Below are 13,952 nucleotides of genomic sequence, written 5' to 3'. Positions count from 1 at the left end.
GACCGCCCCCGGCCGGCCGATCCGCAGCAGCCATTCCGCTGCCGTCAAATCTTCCGGCGTCGTAATCTTCACGTTCGAATATTCGCCTTCCGCAACGGCGACCGGATGGCCGTACCGCTCGACGATGCCCGCGTCGTCGGTCGCGGCGAACCCTTCGCGCGCCGCCCGCTCGTGACAGGCGAGCAGCAGCTCCCGCCGGAACGCCTGCGGCGTCTGCACCGCCCGCAGCGTGCGGCGGTCCGGCGTCGCCGCGATCCGGCCGGCCTCGTCCACGACCTTGATCGTGTCCTTCACCGGCACGGCGAGCACCGCGGCGCCCGCCGCTTCAGCCTGCGCCATGCAGCGCCTGACCGCCTCGGGCGTCACGAGCGGCCGGACCGCGTCGTGCACGAGCACCCATTCGCCCGTCGCCGCGGCGAGCCCGCGGTGCACCGACTGCTGCCGCTCCGCGCCGCCGGCGACGATCCGCCGCACCTTGCGCAGGCCGTGCGCCGCGCACAGCGCCTCGCAGCGCCCGATCTCGTCCGCGCCGGTCACCAGTACGATCTCGCCGATCTCCGGCATCGCCTCGAACCGTTCCAGCGCATGCAGCAGAATCGGCTTGCCGGCGAGCGCGAGATATTGTTTCGGCTCGGCCGTTCCCATGCGCGAGCCGCGTCCCGCCGCGACGACGACAGCGCTCCAGGCCGGCGGGGAAGCGGCCGAGTCTTCTTTTCGCTCCAACATGCGGCAATCCCGCCTTCTCGCATCCAGCGTATCTTCCCTATCATACAACAGCGCTGTCGGCGGTTCAACGCCGGTGCCTTCAAAGTCAGTGTCAAGCTAGCGTGGGCAGTCATTTAAGATGCTTGGAACGCGAACCCCAAAGGAAACCTCTTCCTTGTAAGCGCTTTGCTTCGTTCTTTCATCAAATAAAAGTGATTTGTCAGAATTTTTTTGCCATTATCCGCGAAGAGCTTTGAGTGCCATACCCGTTGTGCTGCTTTGCTTCGGTCCTTGCAGCATGCGAATCATTCCAGCGATACAACCCTTGACTGGTTGCGTCACGTTCTTGAGCAATTGCCGCATGTTTATTGGCTGTTGTGACGTTGCTTGCATACTCGCATGTCCTTCAACCGTTCTTACAACCATGCCGGCTTCTTTAATCCTCATCATTGTCCACAGCATCGCCCTGACGCCTCGCTCACTCCAACTGTACCCGCCACGCTTCGTCCGCTTGGCGAATATGCGCATCTGCGATTCCGCGCTTCCCATCGGGCGCATACCGCTTGTGTCGATCCCCTTCACCTGGAGTGTTTTTCGGTAGTCGTCCAAATGCTTCTCGTGCCGCTTCAGATAGCTTTTATACCGCTTCCAATCCTTCCGGTTCTCTTCCGCTATCTCTTGCTCCGCTACGCTTTCTAAGGCCGCTATAAGCGCGGCTGCGTCCTGTTTGGCCAGCGACCGTCTCACGGTCTCCCACACCTTCGGTAAATGTCCGACAAAACGTTTCAAATCACGCGCCACATGAAAGCGGTCCAGCATGTACAGGCATTGGTGAAAGTAGGATGTACATTCCCCGATCCACCCCGCGCCGTCTCCGTTCACCACAAGCCACGTGTTCTCGTCGATTTCGTAACGCTCCACCAGAAAGTCCCCGAACCCTTCCCAGAAGTTGCCGCCGCTCGTATGCAGGTAATGCTGTTTATTCTTCAGCCGCACTCGCTTGCCGCTCTTCTCCCAGCCTTCGTGTACGACAGCGATTGCGTTCTCCATCCCACGCTTCTTGCTCCGCTGCAGCTTCGTGTATAGCCCATCCACTTCCACGAACAATACTCGCGCTGGGCGTCGCTTCACCTCAGACATCGGCTGTTCCGCACGCTCAATCAGTTTTTCCCTGATCGCTTGGTGGCTCAGCACATTGTATCCCAGGAGCTGCTCCAGCCGCTTAGCGCTGTCCCGGTACGACGGTCCTTGGCTGGCGAATGCGATGGCTGTCTCTTCCAAATGCGGACTGACTTTCCCGCGCCCTTCGAATTGCAACAGCTGATCCAGCAGATACACGTGTTTGCCGCTTCTACGGTCACAGTACAATCTCCGCTTAAAGCGCACATTCCCGAACACTGTGTTGACGCTTGTTTCACGCTCGTCCTTTACTCGATAACGCTCTCGGTCCCGTTGCTCCAAGATCTGCTGATCCAGCGCCTCCAGCACCTGCTTCATCGCACGAGCGAATTCCTCCTGCATTTTCCGAAATATCCATTGCTCAATCTCTTTCATTGTCGGCATTGTTGTGGTAATGTTGCTCACAGGAGCTTCCTCCTTCTTGGTGTGTTGTGGACAAACATCACTTTACCAAGGGAGAAGCTCTTTTTCTATGTCCGCTTTTTCCAATTCCTACACCCACGAAGATTTTACACTAACGCCTTCAAACACGCCAAGGCCGCCCGAGCGGCCCCGCTCCGTCAGGAGCCGGGTGCCGTCGGACGGCCTCAAGCCGGCAATGGCAATCCGCCGCTTACTGCGCCTTCTCGAGCAGTTTCGGCTTGGCGAAGATCATGCGCCCCGCCGAAGTCTGCAGCACGCTGGTGACGAGCACTTCCATCGTCGATCCGATGAAGTCGCGCCCGCCTTCGACGACGATCATCGTGCCGTCGTCCAGATAGGCGACGCCCTGGCCGTGCTCCTTGCCGTCCTTGATGACCTGGACGACGATCTCCTCGCCCGGCAGGACGACCGGCTTCACGGCGTTCGCCAGATCGTTGATGTTCAGGACGGACACGCCCTGCAGCTCGCACACCTTGTTCAGGTTGAAATCGTTCGTCACCACTTTGCCGTGCAGCGCCTTCGCCAGCTTCACCAGCTTGCTGTCCACTTCGCCGATTTCGTCGAAGTCGTCCTCGTAGATCAGCACTTTCACGTCCAGTTCTTTCTGAATCTTGTTCAGAATGTCAAGCCCGCGCCGTCCCCGGTTCCGCTTGAGCAGATCGGAAGAATCGGCGATATGCTGCAATTCTTCCAGAACGAATTCGGGAATGACCAGAGTACCCTCGATGAATCCGGTCTTGCAGATATCCGCAATCCTTCCGTCGATGATGACGCTGGTATCCAGAATCTTGTGCTCCTCGTGCCGCGGTTCGGTTTCCTCCGGCGCCGGCGCCTGACGCGGTTCCAGCAGCATCCGGACGAGGTTTGCGAGTTCTTCTTTCTTGCTCAGCCCGATGCGCATCCCCATATAACCGAAAAATAACGTCATCACCGCCGGTACGACAAACCCTGCACCGGGCAATCCCGCAGCAGCCGGATAGAGAAGCGCCGACAGCGCCAGACCGGCCGTCAGCCCCAGACCGCCCGCCGCCAGATCGATCGTCGGGATGGACGCCGCGCGTTCCGCGCCCTGCTGCATCCATCGCGCCGCCGGCCCGGCCAGCATCGTCGCGGCCGCGAGGCCGATCAGCGCGCCGAGCGCGACATTGGTATAGTAATTGCCCGACCGGAACCAATCGCCGTAACCGCTCCAGAGTGCGGTGCCATGGGTCCAGGCGTAAAGCGAGTCGCCCGCCATTCCCCCGAGAATCAGGCCCAGCACCTGGATCGTGCGTTTGACCGCCATATTCTTCACCTCCGTTACAATTATGCGCCGATCTTGGACGCCCTAACCGTAGGGAGGCGATTTTCGCGGAAAGCGGCCGATTCCGCCGTGCACAATCGCGTTTATTAAGAAATCTTCTTTTGGAAATCCGGCCCTGCATGTTCTATAATGGAAATCGTGAACCACATTCTCGAAATGAGGTGGAAGGATGACGCTGGAGGATTTTCAGCGGCAGGTATCCGAGCTGCTGCTTCGCCATCGCAGTCTGTTGGATGTGTTGTCCAAGCACGGACAATCGAGCGCTTCCGTGAACCGAGCCGTCACCAAGGCCGTCACGGAGTGCGGGTGCATCGAGCTGCACGCCCGCAAGCAGGATTTCCGCAGCGAACTCGATATCGAAGAGCTGAAGCTGAAGCTCGACCATCACATCTCGGGAACGTTGTGCGAGAACTGCCGGGACGTGCTGAAGGCCGAGCTCGGCAAGCAGATGTTCTACATGGGCGCGCTCGCCAATCTGCTCGACATCAAGCTGGACGACGTGCTCGAAGAGGAATCGAAGAAATGCGCCACGCTGGGCATTTTCAACATGACCTGATCCCCGGCCGGCGTCTGCACCACCGATCGGAACGACGAAAAAGCCCGAAGACAGCGGATGCATGTCCTCGGGCTTGTTTGCTTGGGCTCTAAGCCGTGTGTTCGGATTGCGTCGACTCTTCCGCCTGGCGGGCACGGGCCCGCTTCTTCTTGGCGATGCGGCGGTCAACGTTTTTTTTTAGTCCGTAGAGCGCATACAGCACAAGCGGAATAAAGACGATCTTCGGCAGATGGTCGGGGAACAGCAGGCCGAGCGCGACGGTGACCGCCACGATCAGCGGCACGATCCATACCGCTTGCCGCGGAATGCCGACCTTCTTGAAATTCGGATACTTGATGTTGCTGACCATCAGGAACGACAGCGCCAGCGTGGTGATCATCAATACGATGACGGGAATGTCTTCGTAGAACAGCGCCAGCGTCGCGACGACGACGCCTGCGGCCGGAATCGGCAAGCCGACGAAATAACCCGGCGATCCGGAGGCGGTGTTGAACCGCGCCAGCCGAAGCGCGCCGCAGATCGGGAAAATCGCCGTGATGATCCAGGCTGCTGCCGGGTTCACATCCTGGAACGCGGCGACGTACATGATGAAGGCCGGAGCAACGCCGAAGGATATGACATCGGACAGCGAGTCCAGTTCCTTGCCGAAGTCGGACTGCGCGTCCAGCGCCCGGGCGATTCGGCCGTCCACGCCGTCGAGCAGCATGGCGAAGATGACCATCAGGGCCGCGAGTTCCGGGTTTCCGTGGAACACGAGCATGATCGCGGCAATCCCGAGGAACAGGTTGCCGATCGTGATCAGGCTCGGTATGGACTTCGTGATCATCTGCTCCACCTCATCTCTTCTGTGACCCCAAGCAAAACGTCTCGCGTCGTCCACTCGGTCGGGCGCATCCGTTCTGCGGTGGAAGACAAGCCGATTGGCAAGCGAAAAGCTTATCAAGGCTTATCTTCGAACAATGTCGGGGAGCGGGATTCACCCTATTCTAATGAATATCAGATGTGCCTGTCAATGAACACTTGTTCCTGCAGGCGCCGCAGACCGTCCCGGATGGCGCGGGCCCTCGCTTCGCCGACGCCGTCCACCTCATCGAGCTCTTCGATCGTCGCCGCAAGAATCCGCGGCAGGCTGCCGAACCGCTGAACCAGATTGTTGCGAATGACGGACGGCAGGCGCGGGATCTTGCTCAGCAGGCGGAAGCCGCGCGGCCGGACCGGTTCCTCCGCGCCGGCCTGCGCGTGCGGATGCCCGAGCAGGCGGACGACGACGGCCGGGTCCAGCAGCTCCTCGATGGTCAGCCTGCCGAGCGACGCCGCGACTTCGCGGACTTTGTCCGCTTCGACATTCTTGGCGTAGTCGTTGAGCAGCAGTTTGTATTCATTCTCGATGCCGCCGACGAGTTCTTCCAATTGCATGCGGATGAGCCGGCCTTCCGTGCCGAGCTCGTGAATATACCGCTGGATCTCGGCTTTCACCCGGAGCACACGCTCGATGCGCTGGATGACGGACGCCACTTCCGCGAGCGTGACGATCTCCTCGAATTCGGATGCCGACAGGTTCGTGAAGTCCTGGCGCAAGACGGTCATATAGTGCTCAAGCGTCTGGATCGCCTGATTCGCTTTCGTCAGAATGACGCCGATATCTTTCAGCGCGTAGCGCAGATCGCCCTGATACAGCGTGATGACGCCGCGCCGCTGCGAGATCGAGATGACGAGCTTGCCGGTCTGCTTCGCCACCCGCTCCGCCGTCCGGTGGCGGATGCCGGTCTCGCTCGACGGGATCGAGCTGTCCGGAATGAGCTGCGCGTTCGCGTACAGGATGCGCTCCAGATCGCCGCTCAGGATGATCGCGCCGTCCATTTTCGCCAATTCATACAAGTTATTGGGGGTAAATTCGCAGTCGATCGCGAAACCGCCGTCGACGACCGCCGCCACTTCCGGCCCGTACCCGACGACGATCAGCGCGCCCGTCTTGGCCCGCAGCACATTCTCCAGCCCTTCGCGGAACGGCGTTCCCGGAGCGACAAGCTGCAGCAGCCGGTTCATCACATCCTGCGGATTCGATGGTTTCATGACCGTACAGCCTCCTGCCCTGCCGTCTAACCCAATGCGACGCTGAGCGCTTCTTCCACCGATCCGACGCCGATGATCTCGATGCCCTCCGGAGGCTTCCAGCCCCTCATGCTTCGCTCCGGCATGATGACCCGCTTGAACCCGAGCTTGGCCGCTTCCTTCACCCGCTGCTCGGCGCGGGAGACGGCGCGCACTTCGCCGGTCAGCCCCACTTCGCCGAAGATGACGTCATACGGCCGCGCCGGGGCGTCGCGGAAGCTGGATGCCAGGCTGACGGCGGCCGCCAGATCGACCGCCGGTTCGTCCAGCCGGACGCCGCCTGCGACGTTCAGGTATGCGTCCTGGTTCTGGAGGAACAGGCCGATCCGCTTCTCGAGCACGGCGATGATCAGCGCCATCCGCTGATGGTCAATGCCGGCCGACATGCGCCGCGGAGACGGGAACATCGTCGGCGCGACCAGCGCCTGCAGTTCGACGAGCACGGGCCGCGTTCCCTCCATGCTGGCGGCGACCGTCGAACCGGAGACGCCGAGCGGACGCTCGGACAGGAACAGTTCCGACGGATTCGCCACCTCGCGCAGGCCGGCTTCCGACATTTCGAAGATGCCGATCTCGTTCGTCGAGCCGAACCGGTTCTTGACTGCCCGCAGCAGCCGGTACGAATGATGCCGCTCGCCTTCAAAATAAAGGACGCAGTCCACCATATGTTCCAGGAGCCTCGGACCGGCGATGGCGCCTTCCTTCGTAACATGCCCGACCAGCACGGTTGCAATCCCCCGGATTTTCGCCGCGCGCATGAACCAGGCGGTGCATTCCCGCACCTGCGCCACGCTGCCGGGCGCTGAAGGAACGGAAGGCTCATACACCGTCTGGATCGAGTCAATGACGAGAAAATCCGGCTGCACCTGCTCGATCGCCTCGCCGATCGCCTCGACGTTCGTCTCGCACAGGACGAACAGCCGCTCATGCAGCGCGCCCAGCCGGTCCGCCCGCATTTTCGTCTGCCGGACCGACTCTTCGCCCGATACGTAGAGCACCGTCCGCCCGGCAGATGCCAGCTCGTGCGAGGTCTGCAGCAGCAGCGTCGACTTGCCGATGCCGGGATCGCCGCCGACGAGGATGAGCGATCCGGGCACGACGCCGCCGCCGAGCACGCGGTTCAGTTCCCGCATGCGCGTCTCGATTCGCGGTTCGCTCCCGCCTTCTATGTGTATGATCGCTTTCGGTTTTTCTTGCGTCTGGAAGGCGCGGGACGCCGCCTGCGCTTTGTGCGCGGTCTCCCGCTCCTCGACCATCGAGTTCCATTCGCCGCAGCCGGGGCATTTGCCCATCCACTTCGGCGATTCCGTGCCGCACTCCGTGCAGACAAACTTCGTCTTGATCTTCGCCATGCTTCGATTTCTCCGTTTCCGCCGCCAAATTGTCATTCCAAGTTTACCATTTTCGGCGTCCGGAAGAAAGAGAATTGCGAACAAACGTTCTCTATCAATCCGCCATCATAGCCATTTCCGCAGAAAAGCGCGCGCCTCCCGCCGCATCTCCTCCGTCTCTTCATGGCCAACGGGGAACCGCAGCTGCCGCCACCGGTCTTCCGCGCCCAGCGCCCGGTAAATCTCCCGCATGTCCCGCTCGATCGAGTCGAGCCCCTGCACCGGCGTCAGTTTGTCATGTTCGCCGGCCAGGCTGAGGTGCGGCCGCGGGGCGATCAGCGCATTGATCTCCGCGGCGCGGAAATGTTCCAGCAGCCCCGGCACGAAATAGTAGAGATTGTGCCCGTCATAGGCTCCGGTCTCAAGCAGCGCATCGTACTCGGATAGCGAGCAGATGTCGACGACGGCCCGGATGCGCGGTTCAAGCGCCGCCAGCCACCAGGCCATCGTGCTGCCCATCGACATGCCGAGGGTGGCGATCCGCTCCGGATCGACGTCCGGCCGGGACGCCGCGTAATCGACCGCGCGCAGGCTGTCGAACACCATCATCCCCCACATGACGCGGCCGCGCCAGAGCATTTCCTTGAAAATCTGCCTTTCCGTCCGCGTGCTGCGCTCGCCGAACGCCCAATGGTCGATGCAGAGCACCGCATACCCTTCCGCCGTCAGCGCTTCCCCGTAAGCCGGCTTGAGCAGATAAGGCGCCGAACGCAACACTTCCTCCTTGCCGACGTCGTAGTAGCCGCCGTGCGAATGATTGTAGATGACGAGCGGCAGCCGGCCTTCCGCGCCGGCCGGCTTCAGAAAGTACGCCGGCACCGGCTCCAATCCGTTCAGATCCAGGATCAGCTTCTCGATCTTGATGCCGCCCTCGACGCTCGAATCAACCGTCCTGGCTTCGGGTACGCCTCGCCGCTCGGGAAGTTTGCCGAGCAGGGCGTACAAAGCCTCCCGCCGCGCCTTCTGTTTGCCGGGATCTGCGAGTTCCCAGGTCATCCGTCCATGCACCCGCCTTCTGGTTTGCAGAGCTATTCACTCGCAAGTCCGTTATTTGTATCCGCTTTCTAAAAGTTTACCAGATTGCAGAACCTGGTTGAAACCTTTTCCCCGGCCGGACAGTATCAAATACTGTAGTTGGCGATTCGCATCCATTATGAACGGGAGGCTGGGAACGATGAGCATTTTGGCACGTTTCAGGGACATCATGGCCGCAAACTTCAATGCATTGCTCGATAAAGCGGAAGACCCGGAAAAAATGATTGACCAATACTTGCGCAACCTGAACAGCGACCTGGGGAAAGTGAAGTCGGAGACCGCCGCGGTCATCGCCGAAGAGCGCCGCACCAAGCGGGAATACGACGAGAACCAGGAAGAGATCGCGAAGCTCGAGCAATATGCCATCAAGGCGCTCGAAGCCGGCAACGAAGCCGATGCGCGGAAATTTCTCGAACGGAAAGCGGCTGCGGCCGCGAACGCCGAGTCGCTGCACAAGGCGTGGCAGATCGCCGCTTCCAACGCCGAGCGGATGCGGCAGCTCCATGACAAGCTGGCAAGCGACATCAGCGAGCTGGAGAAACGCCGGGCGATGCTGAAAGCGAAATGGTCGGTGGCGAAGACGCAGCAGCGGATCAATCAGATCACATCGTCGGTGACGGATTCCGGCCGCTCGCTCGCCGCATTCGAGCGCATGGAAGACAAGATCAACCGCGAGCTCGACAAAGCCGAGGCGCTGGCCGAGCTGAACGCGGGCGCCACGGACGATATCGAAGAACTGAAAGCGAAATATGACACCCCTTCGGGGACGTCCATCGACGACGAATTGGCCGCTCTGAAAGCGCGCATTCAGGGCAAGGAACAAGCTTGACCGGAAAGCTGCGGCCCGCAAGAGGCCGCGGCTTTTTTCTCTTGTCAGGATCGGCTTATCGGGTTCGAACGGAAAGGGGTGACGCGCTTTGGTCCTGCATTACAAATGTCCGCACTGCGGAAGCGACATGATCTATGACGCCGATACGGGAAAGCTCGCCTGCCCCTCCTGCCGCACGCGGCTGGACATCGAAGAGATGGACGTTCCGCGCGAACCGGCGGGGGAGGCGACAGAGACCGTCACCTGGCATTGCAACAACTGCGGCGCCGATCTCATGGCGCTGCCCGAGACGGCCGCGACAACCTGCAGTTTCTGCGGCGCCGGCGTCGTCATCGCGGAACGGGTGACGGGCGACCAGTCGCCGCATTACGTCATCCCGTTTACCATCAGCAAGGAAGAAGCGATCAAGGCGTTCAAGAAATGGTGCCGGAACGGGCTGCTTACGCCGAAAGGCTTCATGACGGCCGACCGGATCAAGAACATCACGGGCATCTATGTGCCGTTCTGGCTGTACGACCTGAACAGCCGGGCGAGGGTGAACGCCACCGCCACGAAGGTCCGCACCTATACAAGCGGCGATTACCTGTACACCGAGACCAGCTATTACGACGTCTACCGCGAGCTCGATCTCCACTACGTGAAAGTTCCCGTTGACGCATCCGTGAAAATGGACGACCGTTTCATGGACCGTCTGGAGCCCTATCAATACAGCGGCCTGAAGGAGTTCAAACCGCCGTATCTGGCCGGTTACCTGGCGGAGAAATATCAGTTTACGGACGCCGAATTGCTGGATCGGGCCAAAAACAAGATCCACAGCTACATCGAGTCGGCCATCGGTTCAAGCCTGTCCGGCTACACCACCGTTACCCGCTTGTCGGAGGATATCGAGACGCGAAACGTGAAAAGCCACTACGTGCTGCTCCCCGTCTGGCTTGTCGTCTATGATTACGATAATTTTGAGCACAATTTCGTCATGAACGGCCAGACCGGCAAGGTGGTCGGCAAGCCTCCGCTCAGCTACGGGAAAATCGCCGCCTGGTTCGGCGGCATTGCGGCCGGCGTGTTTCTGGCGATGAAGTTCTTGTCCTTGGCGATGGGAGGCGGTTTCCTGTGAACGGACGGAGGAGAAACGCCTGCTTTACGATGCTCTTGCTGCTGGTGTTCGGAATCGGACTGATGAGCACACCGCAAGCGATTCAGGCCGCGAGCGGGCCTCTGGTGTACGATTACGCGGAATTGCTCTCCGACGAGGAAGAGGCCGCACTCGCCGGCCTTGCCGCCAGATTGGGCGCAAATCGCGAAACCGACTTCATCATCATCACGCTGAACGGTACCGGCGGCATGGACATTCAGGACTACGTCGCGCACTTCTACGACGAGACCGCGCCGGGCTATGACAAGCCCCACGGCAACGCGGCGATTCTGGCCATTGACCTGAAGGAGCGGGATGTGTTCCTAGCCGGATTCGGCAAGGCCGAAACGCGGCTCGATTCCGGAAGACTGGACAAAATCCGCACGAAGATTACGCCCTCCCTCTCGGAAGGCGAATACTACGAAGCGTTCGAGAGGTATGTCAAGCTGGCGCATCAATACATGGGCTACCGTCCCGGCGTCAATCCGGACAATATTTTGTTCAAGTTCTGGTTTCAGGCAGCCGTCTCCCTGGTTGTCGCCGGCGTGGCAGTCGGCTTCATGGCAATCAACTCCGGCGGACGGGTGACCGTGAACGCCCGCACCTATCTGGACGAAACACGATCGGGCATTGTCGCCAAGCATGATCGTTTCATCAACAAGACCGTCACGCGGACGAAGATCGAGAAGCCTTCCTCCGGCGGCGGCAGCTTCGGAGGCGGTGGCGGCGGCGGTGTCACGCCGGGCGGACGTTCCTTCAGCAGCAGCAGGGGCAAGTTTTGATTACCGAAGCGAGGAGGAGTGGTCATGTTTTTCCGCAAGCAGTTCGCGAATGTGGTGGAATGGCAGGAATTTCGCGACGACATGATTTTTTACAAGTGGAAGAATGACGAGATCAAGAAGGGCAGCCGGTTGATCATCCGCCCGGGACAGGACGCGATCTTCCTGAACAACGGGAAGATCGAGGGGATCTTCCGCGATGAAGGCGAGTATGATATCGAATCGCAGATCATCCCGTTCCTGTCCACGCTCAAGGGATTCAAGTTCGGGTTCAACAGCGGCATGCGGGTGGAAGTGCTGTTCGTCAGCACGAAGGAATTCGTCGTGAAATGGGGGACGCCCAACGTCATCAACATCCCGGCGCAAGGGTTCCCCGGCGGCATGCCGGTCCGCGCCAACGGCACGTTCACCTTCAAGGTGAGCGATTATGTGACGCTCATCGACCAGATTGCCGGCGTGCGCGATCAATATCTGGTCGAAGACGTGCGCCTCCGGATCAGCGCCGTGCTCGATCAGCTGCTGATGAAGTGGATCACGCGGGAAGGCAAGGACATGTTCAACCTGCAGGCCAATTCCTTCGAGATCGGCCGGGGCATCCGTGAGGACCTGGACATGGAGATGATGAAGAGCGGCATTTCGATCACCGGCTTCAACATCATCAGCTTCAACTATCCGAAGGAAGTCCAGGACATGATCAACAAGGTCGCTTCCCAGGGCATGGTGGGCGACATCGGCCGGTACCAGCAGATCGCCATGACCGAGGGAATGGCCTCCGGCAAGATGGCGGGCGGCGGTACCGCGGCGGATATGGCGGGGATGATGATGGGCATGCAGGTCGCCGGGAAGATGCTGGAGCAGATGAATCAGCAGACGGCGCAGCAACAGCCGGCCCGGCCGCAGCCGGTTCAGCCGCAGCCCGCCGTGCAGACGCCGCAGTCCGGCGGCGCCGTCCGGCCGAACTTCTGCCCGAACTGCGGAACGAAGGCGGGCGAAGGCAATTTCTGCTCGAACTGCGGGCACAAGCTGGTGTGACCTGTCCGCGCTCTTTTCTTTATATTGCAAACAAGAATGCCATCTCGCCGCTCGGGGAGGTGGCATGTTTTTTACCAACCGATGATTTATCCTGTCGCCTGCCCGCCCGCAACATCCGGCACGCCGGCAGGACGTTCTTCCCGCCGGATCGTCAGGCCGTATACCGTCAGGTCTCCCCTGTGCCATACCGTCTCCATTCCGCAGCCATCCGGCATGCGCGGAGCCGGGGGAATGGGCAATTCGCCCAGTTCGAGGGATTCGCTCCGGAACAGGAAGACGCGGCGGGCGACCCGATCGAGCTCGTTCAACATCGCGCTCAGGAGCTCCGCCGGGAGTATTCGCCATATGTCCGTCACCACGGCGACGTCGTAATGCTTGTCTCCGCACGGGTGGACGGCGCCCAGCCTGTCCTCGACCGTCGCGTCCGGACATGCCTCGCGGATGCGATCCGCCGTTTCCCGTCCGATCGCACAGATCGCATCGGCCTGAAGCCTCTTCGCCGATTCGGGAGACAGGCAGCCGACCAGAAGTGTTTTGCCGTCCGCGGGCATGAAGGCGCCCGGGTCCAGCGTTTCGTAATCCCGGGGCAGCATTTCAACACCCATGTATAGATGCGGCAGCACCAGATCCAATCCGTACGGCAAATCCAGCTGCAGCATCTCGACGGGCAGTTCCCGATGTTTCGAGTAGAAATAGGCCAGGTTCTTCTTGCTGGTCGCTTCGGGCGGCGCCGCCTGTTCGTGCGGGAGATGGAGTCCCCTGATCCGGTCGTCCGTGTAGAAGCGGACGCCGTGTTTCCAGAGTCTGTACCCGAATTCGATGTCCTCGTGCCCCCACCCGACGAATCCTTCATCGAAATATCCGACCTCCGACGCAACGGCCGTCTCCACGGTGACCAGACTAGTCCAGTACAGACTCCAGGGCGCCGATCCCCGGTTCAGGTCATGGCCCCAGAGATCGAAAATCGGCTGCCTGGCATCCGGATAAGCTCTCAGCATCGGACTTTTCAGGCATTGTTCCGGATGTTCGGAGATCGATATCTGCCTGAAATACCTCACCAACGGATGAGTCCCGTCTCTCATTTTCGAACCATGGACTATGCCGATGCATGCGGCTCTCCGGTGCCGCCGATGAAAATCGACGACGCTCCGGATGAAGTCCTCGCCCACGATGACGCCCGTATCGACGAAGGCGCAAATTTCTTGCCTGGCCAGCCGAATCCCCATGTTCCGGGCCGTTCCTGCGCGAAATCCCCGGTCCGGCTGGTAGCAATACCGCAAATCCAGCCGCGAATCGAACGAGCAGGCCACTTCTTTCGTGTTGTCGCTCGAGCCGTCATCGCACACGATGACCTCGAACGCCTTGGGATCGACATCCTGATGGCACAGACAGCGCAAGGTTCGCGACAGCCAGTCCGGACCGTTGTAAGTCGGAATGATGACCGTTACCTGCAACTCCACAACCCCTTTCTCCGCG

General features: G+C 60.5%; 12 protein-coding genes and 1 pseudogene. 5 read left to right on the top strand and 8 right to left on the bottom strand.

What is annotated here, in order from left to right; translation table 11 throughout:
- Window positions 1–33: 33 nt before the first annotated feature.
- From ispD to THECO_RS01180, 3 genes and pseudogenes are all read right to left on the bottom strand, one after another.
- Window positions 34–726: pseudogene (ispD, locus tag THECO_RS22080) on the bottom strand (2-C-methyl-D-erythritol 4-phosphate cytidylyltransferase); the annotation flags it as partial.
- 216 nt (window positions 727–942) lie between these two features.
- Complete coding sequence (locus THECO_RS01185) at window positions 943–2,289, bottom strand: ISLre2-like element ISTco2 family transposase (protein WP_015253257.1); 1,347 nt, start codon at window positions 2,287–2,289, stop codon at window positions 943–945.
- Between the two features lie 208 nt (window positions 2,290–2,497).
- On the bottom strand, window positions 2,498–3,592 hold the full coding sequence (locus THECO_RS01180; RefSeq protein WP_015253256.1) for a PIN/TRAM domain-containing protein: 1,095 nt from the start codon (window positions 3,590–3,592) through the stop codon (window positions 2,498–2,500).
- Between the two features lie 187 nt (window positions 3,593–3,779).
- On the opposite strand from THECO_RS01180, the gene THECO_RS01175 reads away from it, so the two are divergent.
- The gene (locus tag THECO_RS01175; RefSeq protein ID WP_015253255.1) at window positions 3,780–4,166 is read left to right on the top strand and encodes a hypothetical protein; all 387 of its coding nucleotides are present in this window, start codon (window positions 3,780–3,782) and stop codon (window positions 4,164–4,166) included.
- An 88-nt stretch (window positions 4,167–4,254) separates the two neighbouring features.
- Here THECO_RS01175 and pssA read toward each other — a convergent pair whose 3' ends face one another.
- The 4 genes from pssA to THECO_RS01155 all read right to left on the bottom strand — a co-directional run bounded on the left by pssA (window position 4,255) and on the right by THECO_RS01155 (window position 8,665).
- A complete protein-coding gene (pssA, locus tag THECO_RS01170; RefSeq protein WP_015253254.1) occupies window positions 4,255–4,992 on the bottom strand; it encodes a CDP-diacylglycerol--serine O-phosphatidyltransferase in 738 nt (245 codons plus the stop codon).
- Window positions 4,993–5,162: 170 nt separating this feature from the next.
- On the bottom strand, window positions 5,163–6,239 hold the full coding sequence (gene disA / locus THECO_RS01165) for a DNA integrity scanning diadenylate cyclase DisA (RefSeq protein WP_015253253.1): 1,077 nt from the start codon (window positions 6,237–6,239) through the stop codon (window positions 5,163–5,165).
- 26 nt (window positions 6,240–6,265) lie between these two features.
- Window positions 6,266–7,630, bottom strand: a complete 1,365-nt coding sequence (gene radA / locus THECO_RS01160) for a DNA repair protein RadA (protein ID WP_015253252.1) — start codon at window positions 7,628–7,630, stop codon at window positions 6,266–6,268.
- Window positions 7,631–7,735: 105 nt separating this feature from the next.
- On the bottom strand, window positions 7,736–8,665 hold the full coding sequence (locus THECO_RS01155) for an alpha/beta hydrolase family protein (RefSeq protein WP_015253251.1): 930 nt from the start codon (window positions 8,663–8,665) through the stop codon (window positions 7,736–7,738).
- A gap of 178 nt (window positions 8,666–8,843) precedes the next feature.
- On the opposite strand from THECO_RS01155, the gene THECO_RS01150 reads away from it, so the two are divergent.
- The 4 genes from THECO_RS01150 (at window position 8,844) to THECO_RS01135 (ending at window position 12,476) form a co-directional block, all read left to right on the top strand.
- Window positions 8,844–9,533, top strand: coding sequence for a PspA/IM30 family protein (locus tag THECO_RS01150; RefSeq protein ID WP_015253250.1), 690 nt, complete (start codon window positions 8,844–8,846; stop codon window positions 9,531–9,533).
- Between the two features lie 88 nt (window positions 9,534–9,621).
- Complete coding sequence (locus THECO_RS01145; RefSeq protein WP_015253249.1) at window positions 9,622–10,647, top strand: TFIIB-type zinc ribbon-containing protein; 1,026 nt, start codon at window positions 9,622–9,624, stop codon at window positions 10,645–10,647.
- Window positions 10,644–11,447: a TPM domain-containing protein gene (locus THECO_RS01140; protein WP_015253248.1), complete on the top strand. Its 804-nt coding sequence runs from the start codon at window positions 10,644–10,646 to the stop codon at window positions 11,445–11,447. The genes THECO_RS01145 and THECO_RS01140 overlap by 4 nt, the downstream gene beginning before the upstream one ends.
- A 24-nt stretch (window positions 11,448–11,471) precedes the next feature.
- Window positions 11,472–12,476, top strand: a complete 1,005-nt coding sequence (locus THECO_RS01135; protein WP_015253247.1) for an SPFH domain-containing protein — start codon at window positions 11,472–11,474, stop codon at window positions 12,474–12,476.
- Window positions 12,477–12,562: 86 nt separating this feature from the next.
- Here the strand turns inward: THECO_RS01135 and THECO_RS01130 are convergent, their stop codons facing one another.
- Window positions 12,563–13,936: a glycosyltransferase gene (locus tag THECO_RS01130; protein ID WP_015253246.1), complete on the bottom strand. Its 1,374-nt coding sequence runs from the start codon at window positions 13,934–13,936 to the stop codon at window positions 12,563–12,565.
- Between the last annotated feature and the right edge of the window lie 16 nt (window positions 13,937–13,952).

The sequence above is a fragment of the Thermobacillus composti KWC4 genome (assembly GCF_000227705.2).
GTDB lineage: Bacteria > Bacillota > Bacilli > Paenibacillales > Paenibacillaceae > Thermobacillus > Thermobacillus xylanilyticus.
This window is presented reverse-complemented; position numbering and strand designations above follow the sequence as displayed.

Bases quoted from the DNA above. Each gene is read 5' to 3' on its own strand.
- THECO_RS01180 (WP_015253256.1), bottom strand. From the start codon at position 3,592: ATGGCGGTCAAACGCACGATCCAGGTGCTGGGCCTGATTCTCGGGGGA.
- THECO_RS01175 (WP_015253255.1), top strand. From the start codon at position 3,780: ATGACGCTGGAGGATTTTCAGCGGCAGGTATCCGAGCTGCTGCTTCGC.
- pssA (WP_015253254.1), bottom strand. From the start codon at position 4,992: ATGATCACGAAGTCCATACCGAGCCTGATCACGATCGGCAACCTGTTC.
- disA (WP_015253253.1), bottom strand. From the start codon at position 6,239: ATGAAACCATCGAATCCGCAGGATGTGATGAACCGGCTGCTGCAGCTT.
- radA (WP_015253252.1), bottom strand. From the start codon at position 7,630: ATGGCGAAGATCAAGACGAAGTTTGTCTGCACGGAGTGCGGCACGGAA.
- THECO_RS01155 (WP_015253251.1), bottom strand. From the start codon at position 8,665: ATGACCTGGGAACTCGCAGATCCCGGCAAACAGAAGGCGCGGCGGGAG.
- THECO_RS01150 (WP_015253250.1), top strand. From the start codon at position 8,844: ATGAGCATTTTGGCACGTTTCAGGGACATCATGGCCGCAAACTTCAAT.
- THECO_RS01135 (WP_015253247.1), top strand. From the start codon at position 11,472: ATGTTTTTCCGCAAGCAGTTCGCGAATGTGGTGGAATGGCAGGAATTT.